We start from the raw sequence: 18,001 nt of genomic DNA on the forward strand, positions 1-18,001 counted from the left end.
CCATGGACCTGACTGCCGCGACGAAGAAGCTGGAGACGCTGCGCACCCTCATGGCCGGCCACACGGACATGGCCGAGGAGCGCCGCATCCTGGAGCTGCTCACCGGGGCCAGCGCCGCGGAGCTCAACTTCCTGCTGAGCAACGTGGACCTGGAAGGACTGCTCAGCGACATGGATGACCGCATCATCGGCCCGGACAACCAGACCGCGCTGCTGGAGCTGCTGTGCGTCCAGCGTGCGGCCGAGCTGTCCCTCCCCGCGCGCGCCAGCCTGGTGACGGCGCTCCAGGTGGGCGCCACCCGCCTGGAGGCCGAGCGCCGCGTCCGGGACTTGTTCCTCGGGCTGCATGGCCGCGAGCTGACGTCCTTCAAGAACCTGCTCGACTCGGGCGGCAACCACCAGGACTTGGAGAAGCTGCTCTTCGACGACGTGGACGACCCGGGCGTGCGCGAGGAAATCCTCACCCACATCCGCCGCGAGGCGGAAGGCTCGCCCAGCGGAGAGAACAAGGTCCTCAGCGACATCGACGACACCTTCTACGCGAACCTCAAGGACAAACGGTACCCGTCGAAGACGGTGTACCCGGGCGTGCTCGCCTTCTACGCCGAGCTGGACCGCGGGCCCGGCATCATCGCCGGCCGCGAGGGGGACCTCACCTTCGTCACCGCGCGCCCCATGGACGCGCTGGGCGTGGTGGAGAACATGACGCTGGACACCTTGCGCGAGCGCGGCGTCCCGCCGCCCGCCGTGCTCTCCGGCAGCTTCGCCCACCTCGTGGGCAACTCGCGCATCGCGGACAAGAAGTTCGACAACTTCCAGCGCTACCTCCGCATCTTCCCCGAGTACGGCTTCGTCTTCGTGGGTGACAGCGGCCAGGGCGACGTGGAGTTCGGAGACCGCATGCTCGCGGCGGCCCCGAACTCGGTGCACGCCGTGTTCATCCACGACGTGGTGGACACGCCGGAGGCCACGCGCCAGGCCTGGCGGGCGAAGCGCATCTACTTCTTCGACACCTACGTGGGCGCCGCGGTGGAGGCCTTCCAGCAGGGCGTCATCTCCCGGGACGGCGTGGCACGCATCGCCCGCGCCGCCCAGGAGTCCATCGCCGGCATCGCCTTCACCACGCCCGGCCAGCGCGAGGCCCGGCAGTTCGAGCTGGAGCGGGACCTGAAGCGCGCGGCGGCCATCACCGCCCCGCCGGTGGCGACGAACCGCTGATTCCCAGCTCCAGCGAGAGGTCGAACGTCAGGTCGGGCGAGGTGGCGCCCACCTGCTTCACCATGACGGCGACGGTGTTCTCGCCCTGCACGAAGACGTCCGGCGCCAGCGCCACCGTGGCGCTGGCGTTGTCCGAGCCCGCGTTGGCGTACTTCGCATGTGCGGTGGCATTGGTAGCCACGTTGCGATAGAGCACCGGCGTCCCGTTGACGTACACCACGATGCCGTCGTCATAGAGCACGCTCAGCGTGGCGCTCGTCACGGTGCCGGACACGGTGAGCTTCTTGCGGAAGTAGACGCTCGTCTGCGACGGAATGGTTCGCGTGAGCATCGTCGCCTCGTCCCCGTCGCCATAGCCGAGCTGGCCCGCGCCGGACAGCCACGCGCTGTCGTTGTACCCCGCTGACGTCCACGTCGCGCCCGGGTCCTGTCCGTTGTCCCGGAACTTCCAGGTGGAGCGCCAGGGGATGGGCGTCTCTCGCCGCACGGTGGAGATGGAGAAGACGGCGTTGCTCACGTCCACGGGAGCAACGCCCCCGGTGCGGGACACGCGCACCATCGCCTGCGTCGTCGGCGAGTTCGGCACCTGCCAGGTGTACGCGCCGGTGTTCACCACGCCGGAGGCGATGGGGGCCCAGTTGGCGCCCCCGTCCAGCGACCATTCCAGGTCCACGGCGGACACGTTGCCGCTGGTGTTCCACCGGAGGGTGGCGGAGGTACCGACGATGAGCACCTCGCCCCCGTTGGGAGACACCAGCGTGAGCGTGTCCGGCGGGGGCCCGTCGTCGCTCAACTCCGCCTCCAGGCCCAGCGCGAAGGTGAGGTCGTCGGACGAGCCGCTCACCTGCTTCACCATCACGGAGATGACGTTGTCCCCCACCACGAAGGGTGTGCCCGACAGCGGCACCGCGGCCCGCTCGTACTCGTTGCTCACCGAGGCGGAGGCGTACGCGCCGAAGCCCACCCCGTTGCCCAGGTTCCTCGCGAAGACGGGCACGCCGTTGACCCACACGCCGATGCCGTCGTCGTAGAGCGCCTCCAGCCAGGCGCGGGTGACGGGCTTGTCGAGCGTGAGGTGCCTGCGGAAGTACACCGAGGGCTGGGCCGGCGACGTGCGCGTCAGCAGCGTGCCCTCGTCGCCATCCCCGTAGCCGAGCTGCCCCGAGCCGGACTGCCACGCGGAGTCGTCGTAGTCCCGGAGCATCCAGTCCGAGCCGGGGTCCACACCGCGGTCGTCGTACCTCCACACGTCGCTGAACGACACGAGGCGCCGCGCCTTCGGCGGCACCGGCGGCACCATCACCACCTTCCCCACCGAGGGCACTCCCCGGTCGTCCACGAGGAAGAGCAGGTACGGCCCCGGCGGCGCGTCCACGTTGGTGGCGGGCGCGGTGACAGTCAATCCATCCGCCGTAACCGTGAAGCCCAGGGTGAGGAAGCGCTGCCCCTGGTCCATGGCGTGCGTGGGCGCCCCCAGGCCGATGAGCGTCACCTTGCGGATGGACGCCGCCTGCGGCGTGCTCACGTTGAAGCGCTTCCCCGGCTCGACGAGGCCCGGTGCCGAGGCGAGCGTGGGACGCGCACCCTTGAAGAGGTAGGGCGGCGAGAAGAGCTCCATCGTGCGCACGTTGCGGCCGCCGCCGTGCAGCACGCGCCCGTCCGGAAGCAGCAGCGTCGTCGCGTGGTAGCCGTGGAAGTCGCTCGCGGAGGCCAGCCTCGTCCACTTGTCCGCCGTGGGGTTGTAGACCTCCGCGTACTTCACCGCGCCGGACGCGGTGTTGAAGCCGCTGGCGCTGGAGCCCCCGGTGACGAGCACCGTGCCGTCGGGGAGCATGGTGGCGTTGCCCTGCCGCCGGGGCAGCGACATGGACGCGGTGTAGCGCCACGCGGGCTTCGGCAGGTTGAGGTCGATGATTTCCGCGGTGGCCGTGGGCGGGTCCCCTCCGCCGAGAATCATCACCTTCCCGTCGAAGTACACCGCCGGGCCGTAGCTGCGTCCCCCGAAGAGGCTGCGGCCGTACTCCCACCACGTGCCCGTGCCGTACCAGTCCAGGAACATGGTGGCGCGCCTCGGGGCCGCGAAGAAGAGCTTGCCGTTGGGCGCCACGAACATGCGCGGGTAGTAGGGCAGGTCGCGCACCGCGGTGGACAGGTCTCTCAGCGTGTGGGCGGGACCGCTGCCCGGGCCGCCCAGCTGGTACACCTGCACGAGCTGGTTCGTCATTCCCGAGCCGTGCGTCTCACCCGAGAGGACCGCCACGTCCCCATTGGGCAGCGTGGTGTTGGTGGGGTACCAACGAAGGTCATTCATGTCGGGGCCGCGGAACCAGGTGTTCGTGGCCCCGTCGTAGATGCTCGTGTGCGCGAGCCCCACGTGCGACTCCGTGTGCCCTCCCGTCACCAGCAGCCGCCCGTCGGCGAGGAACGAGTGCCCCGAGCAGAAGATGTTGTAGTCGGGCACCGCCGCCTGCGTCCGCGTGTTGGTGGCGGGGTCCCACAGCACCGGTGGCCCCTCGCCCTCGTCGAACTCTCCGAAGACGAACACCTTGCCGTTGGGGAGCAGGTTGGCGTGGGTGGCGGAGATGGGCCAGGTGCCCAGGTGCGTCCATTGCCCGACGTCGGAAGGTGCCTGCGCCCGGGCCTCGCCAGTGAGCATCAGCACACACGCCCACAACCACACCGCGAGCCCTCGCGGTGCCCCCGCTCCTGATCCTGATGACATGGCTCCCCCAGACAACTCGGCCGGAAGTCCGGCGGCAGAACCTGAGCGGCCCCGGGTCCCCCGTCATCCCCCGCATCAGTCGCAAGCAATGCCGGGAAGTGGACGGGTCCGCCGAGGGAGCGCTGCCCACTCTTCATCAGTCGCCCTGTACGCCCGGGCAGTTGGCGGCGGACCGCGTCCCGCCAACCTTCCGGTCGCTCATATCGGGGGTCGCGGAGGCACGTGTGCCTTCGTGTGGCAGGAGCTCGCAGGCGTGACGGGGATCAGGACCTAGATGGAGCTCTTTCCCATTCATCTGCTGTTCATCATGGTGTTGATGAACCGCTACATCCTCGGTCCGCTCCTGCGGCGCCTGCGCGGCCAGCAGTTCGACCGGGTGGACGACACGTACCGTCCGCGGGTGGCCATCGTCATTCCCCTCTTCAACGAGGGAAAAGGCATCTTCCACGCCGTCCGCAGCCTGCTCGAGCAGGACTACCCCAGCGAGCTGCTGCAAATCGTGGTGGTGGATGACTGCTCCAAGGACGACAGCTTCGCCTGGGCGCTGAAGGCCGCCGAGGGGCACACGAACGTCGTCGTGCTGCGCAACCCGGAGAACATGGGCAAGCGCAAGGGAATCAACCGGGGCGTGAAGGCCGCCGTCGACGCGGAAATCATCGTGTCGGTGGACTCGGACGTCATCGTCGACAAGTCCGCCGTGCGCCAGTTGGTGCGCCGCTTCACCAGCCCGCGCATCGGCGCCGTGGGTGGCCGCACCTACGTGACGAACCGCCATCAGAACTGGCTGACGCGGATGATTGAAATCAAGTTCCACTTCGCCCAGGAGTGGCTGAAGGACCTGGAGCGCAGCTTCCGGCAGGTGATGTGCCTGACGGGCTGCCTCACCGCGTACCGCCGCCACGTCATGCTGGAGCTGGAGCCCATCCTCGAGGCGCGCTCCATCGCCGGCATCCCCATCAAGTACGGCGAGGACCGCTTCCTCACGCGGCAGATCGTCAAGGCCAGGTACGAGACGGTCTACACGCTGGACGCGTTCTGCTTCACCGCCGCGCCCGCCACGCTGGCCGGGTACTTCTCCCAACAACTGCGGTGGCGGCGCTCCAACCTGGTGGACCTGCTGGGCGGCCTGTCCCACGCGTGGCGGCTGCACCCGGTGGTGACGGTCCATTACGTGTCGCAGCTCGCGCTGCTGCTCTCGTACCCGGTGGTCATCATGCACAACGTGATCAACGGTGAGTTCTGGGACATCCTCGCCTTCCACTTCCTCGTCATCGGGCTGCTGGGCGTCATCTACCGCCTCGAGACGCGCCACCTGCCGGAGGACCGGCGCGTGCATGGCGCGAGCTTCCTGCCCATGGCGCTGCTCATGCCGGTGACGTACGCGCTCTTCACGCCGCTCGCGCTCTTCACGCTGGACTCCGGGAGTTGGGAGACGCGGGGCAGTCCCAGCTCCGCTCCCGCCACGTCGCCCGCGGACAACCGCGGCGGGATTCCGCCCACTCACGCCGGTGAGGGCTCCTCTTCATGAACCAACGCGTCGCCAATCGCATCAACTCCGTCGTCGTCTCGGCCTACAAGTTCATGGGCTCGGTGCTGCTGGCGTTGATCATGCTCGGGCTCCTCTCGTTCCTCGCCGTGCAGGGCTTCTTCCTGGTGAGCCGCGGCTGGGTGTCGCCCACCGTGGTGTCGCCCACCGACACGGAGATCCTCACCCTCAGCACCCAGGTGGCGGCGCAGACCTCCGCCCGGGACCACGTGCTCACGGAGCGGCGCACGGTGGAGGACCGCATCGCGGACACCGAGCGCACCATCGCCGCGGAGCGCTCGTTCCAGCAGCGCTTCCGGGTGGCCTTGAATGGCGAGCGCACCGCGAGAGACCGCGTGTCCCGGCGGCTGTCGGAGCTGCGGCGCGAGTACGGCCTCGCCCGTGCGGAAATCGTCCAGTCCAACCGGGCCTTCTCCGGCCTGACGCGCGTTCGCACGGAGGCGCTGTACGGCGCGCGCCTGCTGGAGCAGGAGGACAAGCTCACCATGAACCACCACCTGGCGCAGCTCGCGCAGAGCAACCTGTCGCTGGCGCAGAGCTCGGTGGACCTGGAGACGAAGCTGGAGTCGCTCCAGCGGGAGATGGCGGGTCTGGCGGCGGTGCAGAAGGGGCTGGGCCAGGAGTCCGCGCCGGACGGGATGACCACGGACGTGCTGCTGCTGGAGCGCGAGTTCACCCACTCGACGCTGGAGCTGGCCCGGGCCGAGGCCACGCTCAAGAGCCTGAGGCAGGACCTGCAGGCGCTGGACGACGTCGCCCTGCGGTACGAGACGCTGATTGCCTCGCTGCGCGCGTCGCCGTACCTGCGGGCCATCGAGAAGGACCTGACGGTGGCCTTCGTTCCCTACGAGAACCTGGGCCGTGCCGAGCAGGGCACCCCGCTCTACGCCTGCGCGGCGATGCTGTTCTGGTGTCACGAGGTGGGCGTGGTGGGCAAGGCCCTGGAGGGCGAGGTGACCCTCAAGCACCCCATCCGCCAGTACATGATCCGCGGCCTAATGGTGGAAATCCAGCTGTCGGATACGCCCGCCGCTCGGGAGGAATTGCTCCACCTGGGCCGTCCTCCGATGCTGTTCTGATGGCGTCCCCTCCCGGAGGTGGAGACGGTCTATGCGGATGATGCTCACTGGCGGTGCGCTGCTCGCCCTGGCCGCACGCACCGCGCTGGCGCAGTCGGCGCCCCCGGCGGAGGCGGCGCCCAGGTTGGAAGACCGGGCCGGCGGCTATTGCGATTTCGTGCGCGGGGTGGCCGACGCGGAGGCGGCGCTGGAGCTGGCCCCGGACGTGTACGCCAGCATCGGCGTGGTGAATGCGGGCGAGGCGAGCGGTGGAACCAGCGACAGCGCGCTGGGGAAGCCGAAGCCGCGGGTGACGGCCGGCCTCAGCTACGACTTCGTGGGGCTGTACCGGGGCAATGCCCTCCGCAAGCGCGCGGAGGCGGAATGCCGCCGCCAGCGCGCCATGGCCATGCTGGAGGCCGCGGTCCACCAGGGCAGCGGGCTGGGGGAGGACGCCGCGCTGGCGGCCCGTGGCCGCGTGCTCGACGAGGCCCTGCCCCGCGCCGAGGAGCTCGTCACGGCCCTGCGCAATGACTTGCGCGAGGGCCGGAGCACACTGGAGGAGCTGAACGCCGTGCAGGTGCGGCTGGACACCCTGCGCGCGCTGGCGACGAACACCGCGCTCGCCCGCGAGCGGCTGGCGGGGAGGCCCCGCGTCGCGGAGGGCCAGCGGCTGGAGACGCTGCTGGAGGAGATGCGCACCGCGGATGACGCGGTGGAGTCGTACTCCGGTGGCCTGCGCCGCGCGGAGGCCTGGCAGCTGAGCCTGCGGGGCGGCTACGACGAGGTGTTCGACGTGGAGCAGACCACGCCCTTCTCCGGGCAGCTCATGCTCACCTACAACCTGGGGCACCTGTGGCAGGGCTCCGCCAACGCGCGGGCACGCGAGGGCCGCCGACGTTCGACCATCGAGGACGTGTCCGGCGTGTCCCAGCGCGTCGGCGAGCTGATGGCGGAGTTGCGCGCCGTGCAGCGCACCGAGGAGGGCCGCCTGCGCGAGGTGTCCACCCTGGTGACGGACCTGGAGGGACAGCTGCGCGAGGTGGAGTCGCTGCAGACGCGAGAGATTCGCCGCTTCCGCGACTACCTCCTGCTGGAGCTGACCCGGCTGCGCGCGGAGCAGGCCTACCTGCGCGCCCATGTGGAGTCGCTCGCCACGTTCGTCGGAGCCGGGACGCCGTGACGCCGCGGCACGTGCTCACGGCCTGTGTCGCCGGGGCCGTGCTGCTGGGGCTCGGCGGTGTGGCGGTGGGTGCGTCGGACGCGGGCCCGAAGGATGGAGGGCCCTCTCCTTCGGCCCGGGCACCGGTGTCCTCGAAGCCGCGCCGGGAAGGAGGCACGCGCATGACAGAGCCCGTCTTGCTGTCCTCGCTGGACGTGACGGAGGGCGAGCTGCGCGCCGGACAGGATGGGCGCCTCACCGTCGACGGGCCCCGCATGCGCGCGGTGCTTAAGGGCGCGACGCCCTCCTCGGCCGAGCTGCGCTTCACGGTGCTGGGGCCGACGGCGCGGCAGGTGGCGCTCGCCTCGGGTGAGCAGCGCCAGCAGGTGGGACTCAAGTTGCGCGCGCTCGACGGCTGCAACCTGGTGTACGTGATGTGGCGCATCGCCCCGAAGCCGGGCGTCGTGGTGAACTACAAGCGCAACCCGGGGCAGCACAGCAGCCGGGAGTGTGGCAATGGCGGCTACACCACCGTGCGCCCCGCGCGTCGCGACTCCGTGGACGCGCCCGCTCCGGGCATCCCGCACACGCTGCGGGCCCTGCTCGAAGGCTCCACGCTGCGCGTCTGGGCGGATGGCCGGCTCGCATGGGAAGGCGAGCTGCCCGCGGAGGCGCTCGCCGTGGACGGGCCCGTGGGCCTGCGCTCGGACAACGTGCGCGTGGCGCTTCAGCTCTTCAGCCCCGTGCACTGATTCGTCACTCGCGGGGCCGGCCTTTCGCACCGGCCCCTGCCCTGCCCGCGCTACACGCGTGCCTGGGCTTCCGGCACGGGCGCAGCCGGCTTCTCGGCCTTCTCCGACTCACGCTCGGGCGCGGGCTCCGCGCAGAGGCTGGAGTTGTTCTGGGTGCAGCGGCCGCCGTCCCGCATGTCGAACTGCCAGCGGTGCCGCGGGCACACCAGGTAGCGCCCCTCCTCCACCCAGCCGCCGGACAGGTCCGCGCCCTGGTGCGGGCAGAACCGCTGGATGGAGAAGCGCTTTCCACCCACGTCCACCACGGTGCGCTCGCGCTGCGCCTCCGTGGAGCGGATGCCCTCACAGAACTCGCGCATGTCCTCGATTTCCACGCCGAGGAAGCCGTGGAGCACGGGCTCGTACACGTCCGGGTTGCGGCTGAGACGCAGCCGGAAGGACAGGAGGAAGTCCTCCCAGTTCAGCTTCCGGTCCAGCACGCGCACGATGTCCGCCGCGCTCGCCTTCATGGTGTAGCGCACCGACTCGCGAATCTCCGGCACCACGTCCACCCGCCGGCCCTTGAAGTCCACGCGCAGGAGCTTCTCGGGCAGCTCCGTCAACTCCACGTACAGCGGCATGCCCACCCGCTCGTGCAGGTCCAACAGGTCCAGCTTGCGCTGCAGCTCCACCCGCAGGCGCTCGTGGATTTCGTCCACCTCCGCGCGCAGCATGTTGCGGCGCCGCTCGCGGAAGACGTGCTCCTGCCTGGCCGCGTAGTCGCGCAGGTACTGCTCGAGGTTCTCCGGCGTCACGCGCTCCGGCGACAGCGAGACGAACTCCAGTGAGCGCACGTCCAGCACGTCCCCGGGCATGGGCTCCAGGTAGGCCGTGGCGGCGTCCGGCAGCCGCTTGCGCATGAAGTCGAAGAGCTGCGTCGCGCTCGGGAAGATGTTGACCTTCTCGAAGTTGAGGTGGAACTGCGTCGGGTCCAGGAAGCACGCCGGGCCCGCCGCGGCGATGTACGCGCGCGGCTGCACCTGCTCGAGCGCGCGGGCCACCGCCTCGAACTTGCTGTCGCGCTTCTTCAGGGAGATGGCCGCGTACGTCTCGGGCGCGTACTCGTAGCAGGTGGGGTGCCAGATGGCCCCGGAGAACTGCGCGGAGAACACGTCGATGGGCCCCTCCTCCGAGACGATGCGCACCATGCGGTCATGGAGCTTGCAGTCGTTGAGGTTGAGGAAGCACTGGTTGTCCCCGCGCACCATCACCGCCGAGTCGCGGTTGGTGCCCTGCTCGGAGACGAAGAGCTTGATGTAGCCGCCCTTGATGGGAATCTCGCGCGCGTCCTCGCAGGCGATGACGCGCTTGCAGCCGTACTTCGCGAAGACGTCCTGCAGCTCCGAGCGGTGGAACTTCGGCACCAGCACCGTGAAGTCCCGCCGCTGCACCGTGGCGAGGAACTCCGGGTCGAAGTGGTCCTTGTGCTCGTGGCTGATGTAGAGGTACCGCTCCTTGCCCGGGGTCTCCAGCTTCTCGCGCACCAGCGGTGCCAGGTGGTGGTTGCGAGGCAGCTGCATCCACGCCGAATCGAAGGCCCCCCGCGAGGTGAGCCACGGGTCCATGACGACGATGGCTCCCGCGGTCTCCACGACGAAGCCGGCGTGGCCCAGGAAAGTAATCTGCATGGACGTCTTCCCTACCCTTCGGACATGAAGCGGGTCGGCGGCGCGCCGCGCCCGGACAGGCGGATGCCGGCGGCTGGCGCGTCGGCGCCCGAAGGCTGGGAACCCTCCGCCACCCCGGCCACCTGCCCTCCGGTACAATGCGGACGTCCGCCGGTGGATTCCCGCCGCGCTCGCCAGGAAACACGAAGGGCGCGAAAGGCCTTCGCCCTCCGCGCCCCGCGTTGGCTTCACGACACCGGCTTCACCGCGTCACACGGATGAAGCCGGCGCACACCTCTGACTACGGCTGGATTTCACGGACGGACAGCCACTTGAAGTCCACGTCGTTGGCGTTGTCCCAGCGGAACGTGGCGATGGGGCCACCCCAGGTAATCGGCATGGCGCCGACGGCACCACCGCAGTGCTGGGCGTCGCCGCCCCAGTTGCCGGCGTCCACCATGTCGGCGACCTTCTTCCAGGTGACCTTGTCGGCGTTCTCGTTGACGTACAGCTCCAGGTGCACGGCCTCCTTGCCGTTGGCCTGGGTGTTGCGCATCACCGCCTTGAAGCCCACCCAGCGGCCCTTGAGCGCCGAGGTGGCGGGCTGGTACGGGGCCTGCTCGTAGGAGACGTGCCACGTCTCCTTCTGCCAGCGGGCGCGGCCGTCGTAGTGCAGGCCGCCCTTGTAGCTGCTGCCCTCGCAGCCGGAGTTGTCGTCGTTGTGCTTGCCGCCGCGCGCGTACCAGTCGAAGTTGTCCGCGGTGTCCTGCACCGCGTTGAGCTTCACGAAGCCCGTCATCTCGATGTTCTTCCAGTCGTTCGGGGCCTGCATGTAGCCGCGGCTGGCCATCACGTCGCGGTCGTACGTCGGAATCTTCGCGGCGCTGTAGCCCGTGGTCGTGGAGACGCCCATGCGCACCTGGCTGCTCTTCATCTTCCAGGAGCCGTCCGCGTTGCGCGTAATCGCCTGCTGCGGGTCGAAGCGCTTGTCCGCCGTGGCGTTGTCCGCGAGGAACCACTCCTCACCGCCGGCCACGCTCGGGTAGAGCATCGTCACGCCGAACTTGTCCGTGCCCGGCTGGGCAGGCGTCGGGTCGGGGGCCGGAGCGGGGACCGGATCCGGCGTGGGCGTCGGGACGGGCGCGGGCTCCCCCGGAGTCGGCACGGGAGTCGGCTCCGGCGTCGGCTCGGCCACCGGGGGCTCGGACGGAGTGGGGTTCGGCAGCTGAGGCTGCTCTGCGGGCGGCTGGACGGCCCCTGGCGTATTGGTTCCTTCGTTGCCAGGGTTACCGCAGGCGGAGGCAGCAGCCAGCGCGAACAGCGCGCCACACGTCGAAGCGAGAAAACGGTTCCGGATCAATGCTCTGTCCTTCTTCGGGGGTCATGAGAGTGACGGGGCCGCGGGCGCCGATCGCGGGCGGCCTTCTCGCCGCGCCCTCGTCCCAGAAGGCCGGAGCTGCCTTCGCGGGGGGGACGGGGACGCCTGGCTGGTCTCGATGACCCGTGACTGTTCAGTCCAACCGGGACGGGACAGAACCCATCACGCTACTGAACATTTCCCAGGGCAGGGCCGGACGCCGGAGCGCTCCGCTGCCTGCTCCTCCAGTGGACGGACAGCGCCCGTGCCCGCACATCCTTCGGTTTTCCCGAAGGAGCGGCGCTGGAATCCCTATTTGTGGATGGATGGGACGCTTCTTAACTCAGAGTCCCTATGGGAAATCTAGAGAGCGTAGGCAGTCCGGCCCTATGGGGCGGCTTCATCGCGTTCGTCATCGCGATGTTGGCGCTGGACCTGGGCGTGTTCCACCGCAAGGCGCACGTGGTGAAGTTCAAGGAGGCGCTGGGGTGGAGCGCGGTGTGGATCAGCCTGGCGCTGCTCTTCAACACGGCCGTGTGGTGGAAGTTCGGCGCCGAGCCGGGCATGCAGTTCCTCACCGGCTACCTCATCGAGAAGTCGCTCTCCGTCGACAACATCTTCGTCTTCGTCGTCATCTTCTCCGCGCTGCGCATCCCCGCGCTCTACCAGCACCGGGTGCTCTTCTGGGGCATCCTCAGCGCGCTGGTGCTGCGCGCCATCATGATCTTCGCGGGCGTGGCGATGCTCGAGCGCTTCCACTGGCTCATCTACGTCTTCGGCGCCTTCCTCATCCTCACGGGCGTGAAGCTCTTCCTCCAGCGCAACAAGGAAGAGCACCCGGAGGACGGCTGGCTGATGCGGTTCGCCCGGCGCACCATCCCCTCCACGAGCACCTTTGACGGGCATCACTTCTTCACGAAGGAGAACGCCCGCTGGCTGGCCACGCCGCTCTTCATGGCGCTGCTGCTGGTGGAGGCGTCGGACGTCATCTTCGCGCTGGACTCCATCCCGGCCATCTTCGCAGTGACAAGAGACCCCTTCATCGTCTTCACGTCGAACATCTTCGCCATCCTCGGCCTGCGCTCCATGTTCTTCCTGCTGGCCGGCGCGGTGGAGAAGTTCAGCTACCTGAAGGTGGGCCTGTCCGCGGTGCTCGTCTTCGTGGGCGCGAAGATGGCCGCGGTGGACTTCGTGAAGATTCCTCCCGCGCTCTCGCTGGGCATCATCGCCACCCTGCTGGGCGGCAGCATCGTCGCGTCGCTCATCAAGAACCGGAATGCCCCGGCCGCGAAGGAGCTGCCCAAGGCGAGCGAGGCCTGAGCCGCCTCGCCCGTGGCCTCAGGAGGCGGAGGAGGCACGTTGCAGCGCCACGAAGTCCAGCCAGGCGCGCACCGCCTCCTCGAAGTCCTCCAGGGGCAGGTGCAGCGTGCGGCCCGGAATGGCGTGCTCGGTGCGGATGGTGGCGCGCACCGGGCTGAACTCCACGCACCAGCAGTCGCCGGGCACCTCCCAGGCGCCCATGCGGCCCGCACGGAGGTCGTGAATCAGCGCCAGCAGCCGCTCCGCCGCGCCCGAGCCCGGCTGCAGCTCCTCGGAGAGGTAGTCCGCCAGCACGTCGTTCGGAGGCGTGGCTCGTACGAGCACGCTTCCGCGCGGCTCCCATGTGAATCGGAGGTTCCTCGTCGACACGGACGCAGGGTGACATGCCACCGGGTTGCGTCACATCCGAGGACCGCGCGAGGCCTCGCGCAGTGAACATTTTGCGGCCGGAAAACAAAGAGGCCGTGAGCCCCGGGTTTCCCCTTGGACTCACGGCCTCTTTGAAGTGGGCGCAGCAGGGTTTGAACCTGCGACCCCTGCCGTGTGAAGGCAGTGCTCTACCGCTGAGCTATACGCCCTTGCTATATGTCGCCACCGCGTCGGCTTCAGCGGCGACGAACGCGGGGGTAAATGCCATCCGCCCGCGCGGGTGTCAACGCAATTTCGACTACAGCGAGTCCAGCTTCTCCTCCAACTCACGCAGGCGACGCTTGAGTCCCGAGAGCTGCTTGCCCAGGGACTTGAACTCGCTGCGGGGCGCGAAGTGGAAGGCCTTCATCAGCTCCTCCTGGCCCCGGTCGAGCGCCTGCTTGCCCCGCTGCACCTTCCCGATGGCGGTGGCGATGGCCATGGCGCGCTTCTCGTCGGCCATGAGCTTCTCCACGGCCTTGCCGGACACGTCCAGCGCCTGCTTCTTCAAGTCATCCCTGATGCCCATGTGGCCCCTCCCCGCTCACGGCTCGTCGATGTACTGCGTCTGCAGCTTCGCGAAGACCCGGTCGGCGATGCCCTTGTACTTCATGCGCTCGATGAGCGGCTGCAGGTCGCCCTTCATGGAGATGCGGCGCTTGAGCACCGCCTCGACGGGGTCCAGCGTGCCCTTCAGCAGCTGCTTCCACACGGTGTACGGCGCACGCGCCAGGTAGACGGGCTCCAGCTCGTCCAGGTCGTCCGGATCCGCGAGCACGCGGGCCTTCTCGATGCGGCATTCGCCGGGGACGACGTGGACCACGAACGTCTTCGCCAGCTTGCCAGGCTCGGCCTCGACCACGGCCCCGAAGTCGCCCTTCCAGCCCTTGCCGGCCACGGCGCACTCGGGGTCCTCGTTGGTGAGCCGGACGGCCTCGTCCAACCACTCCTTCGACGGGAACTTCGGCATCGCGGACTCCCTAGCCCCTCCGGAAGATGCTCCCGATTCGCGACAGGAGCCCCCCATTGTCGCTGGCGTTGCTCGACGAGGGCCCCTGCTGCGGGTTGCGCGCGGAGGCCTCCTGCAGGGCCCGCTTGAGCTGCTCGGGCGTGTCCCGCGTGGCGAGGTCCACCTTGCGCATCCCGCTGGCCTCTTCCACCGTCACCTGGAGCAGACACTCCTCGGTGAGGCGGAAGTCGATCTTCCGGCCCGCGGCGGCGGAGGGCACGCGCACGGTGCCCAGGTACTCGTTGTCCACCAGCATGTCGCTGTCGCCCTGGTAGATGTCCAGCTCGATGAAGGGCGAGCCCGGCTCCTTGGGCGGAGGCAGGCGGAAGCTCTTCACCAGGGGGATGAGCGAGTTCTTCTCGATGATGCGTTTCACGCGGCCGTTGGGCATCGCGTAGCCAATCGGCATGGACAGCGCGTCCAGCAGCGTCACCGCGTCGATGCTGCCCAGCGAGTCGCCCAGGAGCGCCGCGCCCAGCGCCACGCACTCGTCCGGGTGGACGCCCTTGCGCGGGGCCTTGCCGAAGTGCGCCTGGATCTTCTGCTGCACCAGCGGCATGCGGCTCTGGCCGCCGACGAGGATGATCTCGTCGATCTCCGCGCGGGAGATGCCCTTCTCCTCCAGCACGCGGTCGCAGATGTCGAAGGTGCGGTCCACCAGGTCGCCGCTGAGGCTGTTGAGGAACTCGCGCGTCAGGGGGATGCGCAGATCCAACGGCTTGCCCTTGCGCTCGTCGATGAAGGGCAGGTCGATGACGACGTTGGGGATGAGCGTCAGGTCGATCTTCGCCGCTTCCGCCGCGTTCTTGATGCGCTGGAGGGCGATGGGGTTCTCCGTGAGGTCGACCTTGTTCTCCTCGCGGAAGCGCTCCAGCACGTACTCCATGATGCGGTTGTCGAAGTCCGTGCCGCCCAGGAAGGTGTCGCCGCCGGTGGCGAGCACTTCGAAGACGTTGCCGGCCAGGTGGAGCACGGACACGTCGAAGGTGCCGCCGCCCAGGTCATAGACGAGGACCTTCTGGTCCAGGCCGCGGTTGAAGCCGTAGGCCAGCGCCGCCGCGGTGGGCTCGTTGACGATGCGCTTCACGTCGAAGCCGGCCAGCCGCCCGGCCTCCTTCACCGCGTTGCGCTGGTTGTCGTTGTAGTAGGCCGGGACGGAGATGACCGCCGCGTCGATGGGGCCGCCGAGGAACTGCTCGGCGATGGTCTTCACCTGCCCGAGCACGAAGCTGGACACCTGGGGCAGCGAGTACAGCTTGCCGCCGAGCATCACCGCCGCGTCTCCGTTGGGGCCCTCGACGATGTCGTAGGGGAAGTACCCCTTCAGGTCCTCCACGGCCTTGGAGTTGTACTTTCGGCCGATGAGCCGCTTGGTCCCCCAGAGCGTGTTCCGGGGGTTGGTGACCATCTGGTCCTTGGCCACCCCGCCCACCACCAGCTCCCCGCGAGACGAGAGGGCGACGACGGACGGCAGCGTGAGGTTGCCGCGATCCGTGGGGACTATCTTCGGGATGCGGTTGCGCACGGAGGCCACCAGCGTGTTGGTGGTGCCCAGGTCAATCCCGACGATGCGAGGTCTGTCCGCCATGAAGTTCGGGGGGCGTGGGCCAGTGGTGGCGCGCCTGCCCTCCACTCTCTATCACGTCGCGGTGGCGCGTGCGCGTTTCTGGGCGTCCGGCTCAGGGCTCCGGGTCCGGATCGCCCGGCGAGGGCTCGGCCGGTCCCTGGGGTAGGACGTCGGGTGCCGCCTCCCGGGGCGGTGCGACTGGCGGCTCCTCCACGGTGGCCAGGACGAGCCGATCATAGGGGGCCTCCTCCCCCACCGGCAGCTCCTCGATGAAGCGGGAGACGCGCAGGAGGATGCGCTCCCCGTCCCGGGGCAGCACTGTCAGGGGGTACACCAGCGCCAGCTCGTCCCGGGCCCGCGTCATGGCGACATAGAACAGCCGGCGCTCCTCCTCTTCCTCCTCGGGCAGGCGAGAGGCCAGCGACAGGGGGAAGCGGCCGTCCGCCAGCCAGAGGACGAAGACGGCCCGCCATTCCAGCCCCTTGGCCTGGTGGACGGTGGACAGCGTCAGGTACTCGTCCGGGGTGTCCGTTTCCGAGTCGCCCGCCAGGGCCTGCTCTGCGGCGAACTCCGCGACGAGGGCGATTTCGGACAGGAAGCGCGGCAGGTCCTCGAAGCGGGCGGCGAACTCCGCGAGCTGGCGGATGTCCTCCTCCCGCTGCTCCTCCGCGGCGAACTCGGCCTTGAGGTATTCCGCGTACCCACCGGCCAGCACGTCTTCAATCAACACTCCCGGTGTGCGTGCCGCCTCCGGCCGGGTGAGTCGACGCATCAGGTCGGAGAAGGCCTGGAAGCCCTTCTGGGCCTTGCGTGGCAGGTGGGCGCGGACGTCGGCGTGGGCCAGCCCCTCCGCCAGGGGCGTGCCCTCCGGGAGCGCGCGCAGGGTCGTCCACAGGTGCTCCGTCGTCGCGGGTCCCACGCCGGGCACGCGCCGCACCACCCGCTTGAAGGCGAGCTCATCCGCGGGGTTGTTCACCAGCCGCAGGTGGGCGAGCACGTCCTTGATGTGGGACTGCTCGAAGAAGCGCACCCCGGAGCGCACGCGGAAGGGGATGCCGCGGCGGGCCAGCTCCAGCTGCAGCTCCAGCGAGTGGCTGTGCGCGCGGTAGAGGACGGCCATGGCCTCCAGCGACAGCCCCTCGTCGCGCAGCTCGAGGATGCGCTGGGCCACGAAGGCGGCCTGCTCGGCGGCGTCCCTGGTGGGGACGACGACGGGCATGGCGCCCGGGGGACGCGCCGCCGTCAGCTCCTTGGGGAACTGGCGCTCGTTGCGGGAGATGGACGCGTTGGAGAGCCGGAGGATTTCGGGGGTGGAGCGGTAGTTGCGCGTGAGGGTGAAGACGGCGCAGCCGGGGTAGCGCTCGGGGAAGCCGATGATGTTGGTGAAGTCCGCGCCGCGGAAGCTGTAGATGGACTGGCAGTCGTCGCCCACCACCGTGAGGTCCTTGCGCTCCCCGGCGAGCAGGTCCACGAGGTCGCCCTGGAGCCGGTTGGTGTCCTGGTACTCGTCCACGAGCACGCATTGGAAGCGCTCGGTGAGCTGCGCGCGGATGGCGGGGTGCTGGGTGAGCAGCCGCTTCAGGTGGAGCAGCAGGTCATCGAAGTCCATCAGGTGCATCTGCGCCTTGCGCTGCTGGTAGCGCGCGGCGGTGGCGAGCACCTCGGGGGCCAGGGGGAGGAACTGGGGGCGGCGGTCCACCAGCACCTGGGACACCGGCTGCTGGAGGTTGGTGGCCAGGGACACCAGGTCCAGCACCAGGTCGGGGCGGGGGAAGCGCTTGTCGCTCTTGAGCTTGCGCTCGGCGATGCACGTCACCATGAGGTCTCGCGCGTCCTCGCGGTCCAGCACGGTGAAGTGGGTGGAGAAGCCCAACACGCCCGCGTGCTGGCGCAGCAGCACGTGCGCGGCGTGGTGGAAGGTGCCTCCGAGGATGCGCTTCACGTCCGCGAAGGAGCCGGCCAGCTCCTCCACCCGCCGCGTCATCTCCCGCGCGGCCTTGTTGGTGAAGGTGAGCAGGAGGATGCCCTCCGGAGGCACGCCCCGCTCCAGCATGCGGGCCACGCGGAAGGTGAGCGTGCGCGTCTTGCCGGAGCCCGCGCCGGCGATGACGAGCACCGGCCCCTCCCCTGCTTCCACCGCCGCGAGCTGCTCCTCGTTGAGGAGGGCGGCATAGTCGATCCGCGGCGACGGCTTCGCGGGGGCGACCTTGAGCGTGTAGGGGCGCGTGGCCATGGGG

Annotated in this window: 14 protein-coding genes and 1 tRNA gene; 6 read left to right on the forward strand and 9 right to left on the reverse strand. The window is 69.2% G+C overall.

Annotation, left to right across the window (positions count from 1 at the left end):
• Window positions 1-2: 2 nt before the first annotated feature.
• Complete coding sequence (locus OV427_RS49315) at window positions 3-1,217, forward strand: phosphatase domain-containing protein (protein ID WP_267863223.1); 1,215 nt, start codon at window positions 3-5, stop codon at window positions 1,215-1,217.
• Here OV427_RS49315 and OV427_RS49320 read toward each other — a convergent pair.
• Window positions 1,186-3,873: a galactose oxidase-like domain-containing protein gene (locus OV427_RS49320; RefSeq protein ID WP_267863596.1), complete on the reverse strand. Its 2,688-nt coding sequence runs from the start codon at window positions 3,871-3,873 to the stop codon at window positions 1,186-1,188. The genes OV427_RS49315 and OV427_RS49320 overlap by 32 nt on opposite strands.
• Before the next feature lie 340 nt (window positions 3,874-4,213).
• On the opposite strand from OV427_RS49320, the gene OV427_RS49325 reads away from it, so the two are divergent.
• The 4 genes from OV427_RS49325 (at window position 4,214) to OV427_RS49340 (ending at window position 8,457) form a co-directional block, all read left to right on the forward strand.
• Entirely contained in the window at window positions 4,214-5,467 is a 1,254-nt protein-coding gene (locus tag OV427_RS49325; protein ID WP_267863224.1) for a glycosyltransferase family 2 protein, read from the forward strand.
• Window positions 5,464-6,564, forward strand: a complete 1,101-nt coding sequence (locus tag OV427_RS49330) for a hypothetical protein (protein ID WP_267863225.1) — start codon at window positions 5,464-5,466, stop codon at window positions 6,562-6,564. The genes OV427_RS49325 and OV427_RS49330 overlap by 4 nt, the downstream gene beginning before the upstream one ends.
• Before the next feature lie 37 nt (window positions 6,565-6,601).
• Window positions 6,602-7,726 (forward strand): hypothetical protein, encoded by a 1,125-nt coding sequence (locus OV427_RS49335; RefSeq protein ID WP_267863226.1) that lies wholly within the window; start codon window positions 6,602-6,604, stop codon window positions 7,724-7,726.
• Between the two features lie 161 nt (window positions 7,727-7,887).
• The gene (locus tag OV427_RS49340; RefSeq protein WP_267863227.1) at window positions 7,888-8,457 is read left to right on the forward strand and encodes a hypothetical protein; all 570 of its coding nucleotides are present in this window, start codon (window positions 7,888-7,890) and stop codon (window positions 8,455-8,457) included.
• 50 nt (window positions 8,458-8,507) lie between these two features.
• On the opposite strand, the gene OV427_RS49345 is transcribed toward OV427_RS49340, so the two are convergent.
• Complete coding sequence (locus OV427_RS49345) at window positions 8,508-10,124, reverse strand: Rieske 2Fe-2S domain-containing protein (RefSeq protein ID WP_267863228.1); 1,617 nt, start codon at window positions 10,122-10,124, stop codon at window positions 8,508-8,510.
• Between the two features lie 280 nt (window positions 10,125-10,404).
• Window positions 10,405-11,463 carry a carbohydrate-binding protein gene (locus OV427_RS49350; RefSeq protein ID WP_267863229.1) on the reverse strand — a complete coding sequence of 353 codons (1,059 nt, stop codon included), beginning with the start codon at window positions 11,461-11,463 and terminating at the stop codon, window positions 10,405-10,407.
• A gap of 351 nt (window positions 11,464-11,814) precedes the next feature.
• Between OV427_RS49350 and OV427_RS49355 the strand changes: the two genes are divergently transcribed.
• Window positions 11,815-12,780 carry a TerC family protein gene (locus tag OV427_RS49355; protein WP_267863230.1) on the forward strand — a complete coding sequence of 322 codons (966 nt, stop codon included), beginning with the start codon at window positions 11,815-11,817 and terminating at the stop codon, window positions 12,778-12,780.
• 18 nt (window positions 12,781-12,798) lie between these two features.
• On the opposite strand, the gene OV427_RS49360 is transcribed toward OV427_RS49355, so the two are convergent.
• The 6 genes from OV427_RS49360 to OV427_RS49385 form a co-directional block, all read right to left on the reverse strand.
• Window positions 12,799-13,104, reverse strand: coding sequence for a hypothetical protein (locus tag OV427_RS49360; protein WP_267863231.1), 306 nt, complete (start codon window positions 13,102-13,104; stop codon window positions 12,799-12,801).
• Window positions 13,105-13,286: 182 nt separating this feature from the next.
• Window positions 13,287-13,358, reverse strand: a tRNA-Val gene (locus OV427_RS49365).
• An 89-nt stretch (window positions 13,359-13,447) separates the two neighbouring features.
• Entirely contained in the window at window positions 13,448-13,717 is a 270-nt protein-coding gene (locus tag OV427_RS49370) for a hypothetical protein (RefSeq protein ID WP_163988766.1), read from the reverse strand.
• Between the two features lie 15 nt (window positions 13,718-13,732).
• On the reverse strand, window positions 13,733-14,158 hold the full coding sequence (locus OV427_RS49375; protein WP_163988768.1) for an SCP2 sterol-binding domain-containing protein: 426 nt from the start codon (window positions 14,156-14,158) through the stop codon (window positions 13,733-13,735).
• A 10-nt stretch (window positions 14,159-14,168) separates the two neighbouring features.
• Window positions 14,169-15,785 carry an Hsp70 family protein gene (locus tag OV427_RS49380; protein ID WP_267863232.1) on the reverse strand — a complete coding sequence of 539 codons (1,617 nt, stop codon included), beginning with the start codon at window positions 15,783-15,785 and terminating at the stop codon, window positions 14,169-14,171.
• Window positions 15,786-15,876: 91 nt separating this feature from the next.
• On the reverse strand, window positions 15,877-17,997 hold the full coding sequence (locus OV427_RS49385) for an ATP-dependent helicase (RefSeq protein WP_267863233.1): 2,121 nt from the start codon (window positions 17,995-17,997) through the stop codon (window positions 15,877-15,879).
• Window positions 17,998-18,001 lie beyond the last annotated feature (4 nt).

The organism is Pyxidicoccus sp. MSG2, assembly GCF_026626705.1.
Taxonomy (GTDB): Bacteria; Myxococcota; Myxococcia; order Myxococcales; family Myxococcaceae; genus Myxococcus.

Coding starts and splice junctions, on each gene's coding strand:
- OV427_RS49325 (WP_267863224.1), top strand. CDS start 4,214: ATGGAGCTCTTTCCCATTCATCTGCTGTTCATCATGGTGTTGATGAAC.
- OV427_RS49335 (WP_267863226.1), top strand. CDS start 6,602: ATGATGCTCACTGGCGGTGCGCTGCTCGCCCTGGCCGCACGCACCGCG.
- OV427_RS49385 (WP_267863233.1), bottom strand. CDS start 17,997: ATGGCCACGCGCCCCTACACGCTCAAGGTCGCCCCCGCGAAGCCGTCG.
- OV427_RS49375 (WP_163988768.1), bottom strand. CDS start 14,158: ATGCCGAAGTTCCCGTCGAAGGAGTGGTTGGACGAGGCCGTCCGGCTC.
- OV427_RS49320 (WP_267863596.1), bottom strand. CDS start 3,873: ATGCTCACTGGCGAGGCCCGGGCGCAGGCACCTTCCGACGTCGGGCAA.
- OV427_RS49340 (WP_267863227.1), top strand. CDS start 7,888: ATGACAGAGCCCGTCTTGCTGTCCTCGCTGGACGTGACGGAGGGCGAG.
- OV427_RS49355 (WP_267863230.1), top strand. CDS start 11,815: ATGGGAAATCTAGAGAGCGTAGGCAGTCCGGCCCTATGGGGCGGCTTC.
- OV427_RS49345 (WP_267863228.1), bottom strand. CDS start 10,124: ATGCAGATTACTTTCCTGGGCCACGCCGGCTTCGTCGTGGAGACCGCG.
- OV427_RS49370 (WP_163988766.1), bottom strand. CDS start 13,717: ATGGGCATCAGGGATGACTTGAAGAAGCAGGCGCTGGACGTGTCCGGC.
- OV427_RS49330 (WP_267863225.1), top strand. CDS start 5,464: ATGAACCAACGCGTCGCCAATCGCATCAACTCCGTCGTCGTCTCGGCC.
- OV427_RS49380 (WP_267863232.1), bottom strand. CDS start 15,785: ATGGCGGACAGACCTCGCATCGTCGGGATTGACCTGGGCACCACCAAC.
- OV427_RS49315 (WP_267863223.1), top strand. CDS start 3: ATGGACCTGACTGCCGCGACGAAGAAGCTGGAGACGCTGCGCACCCTC.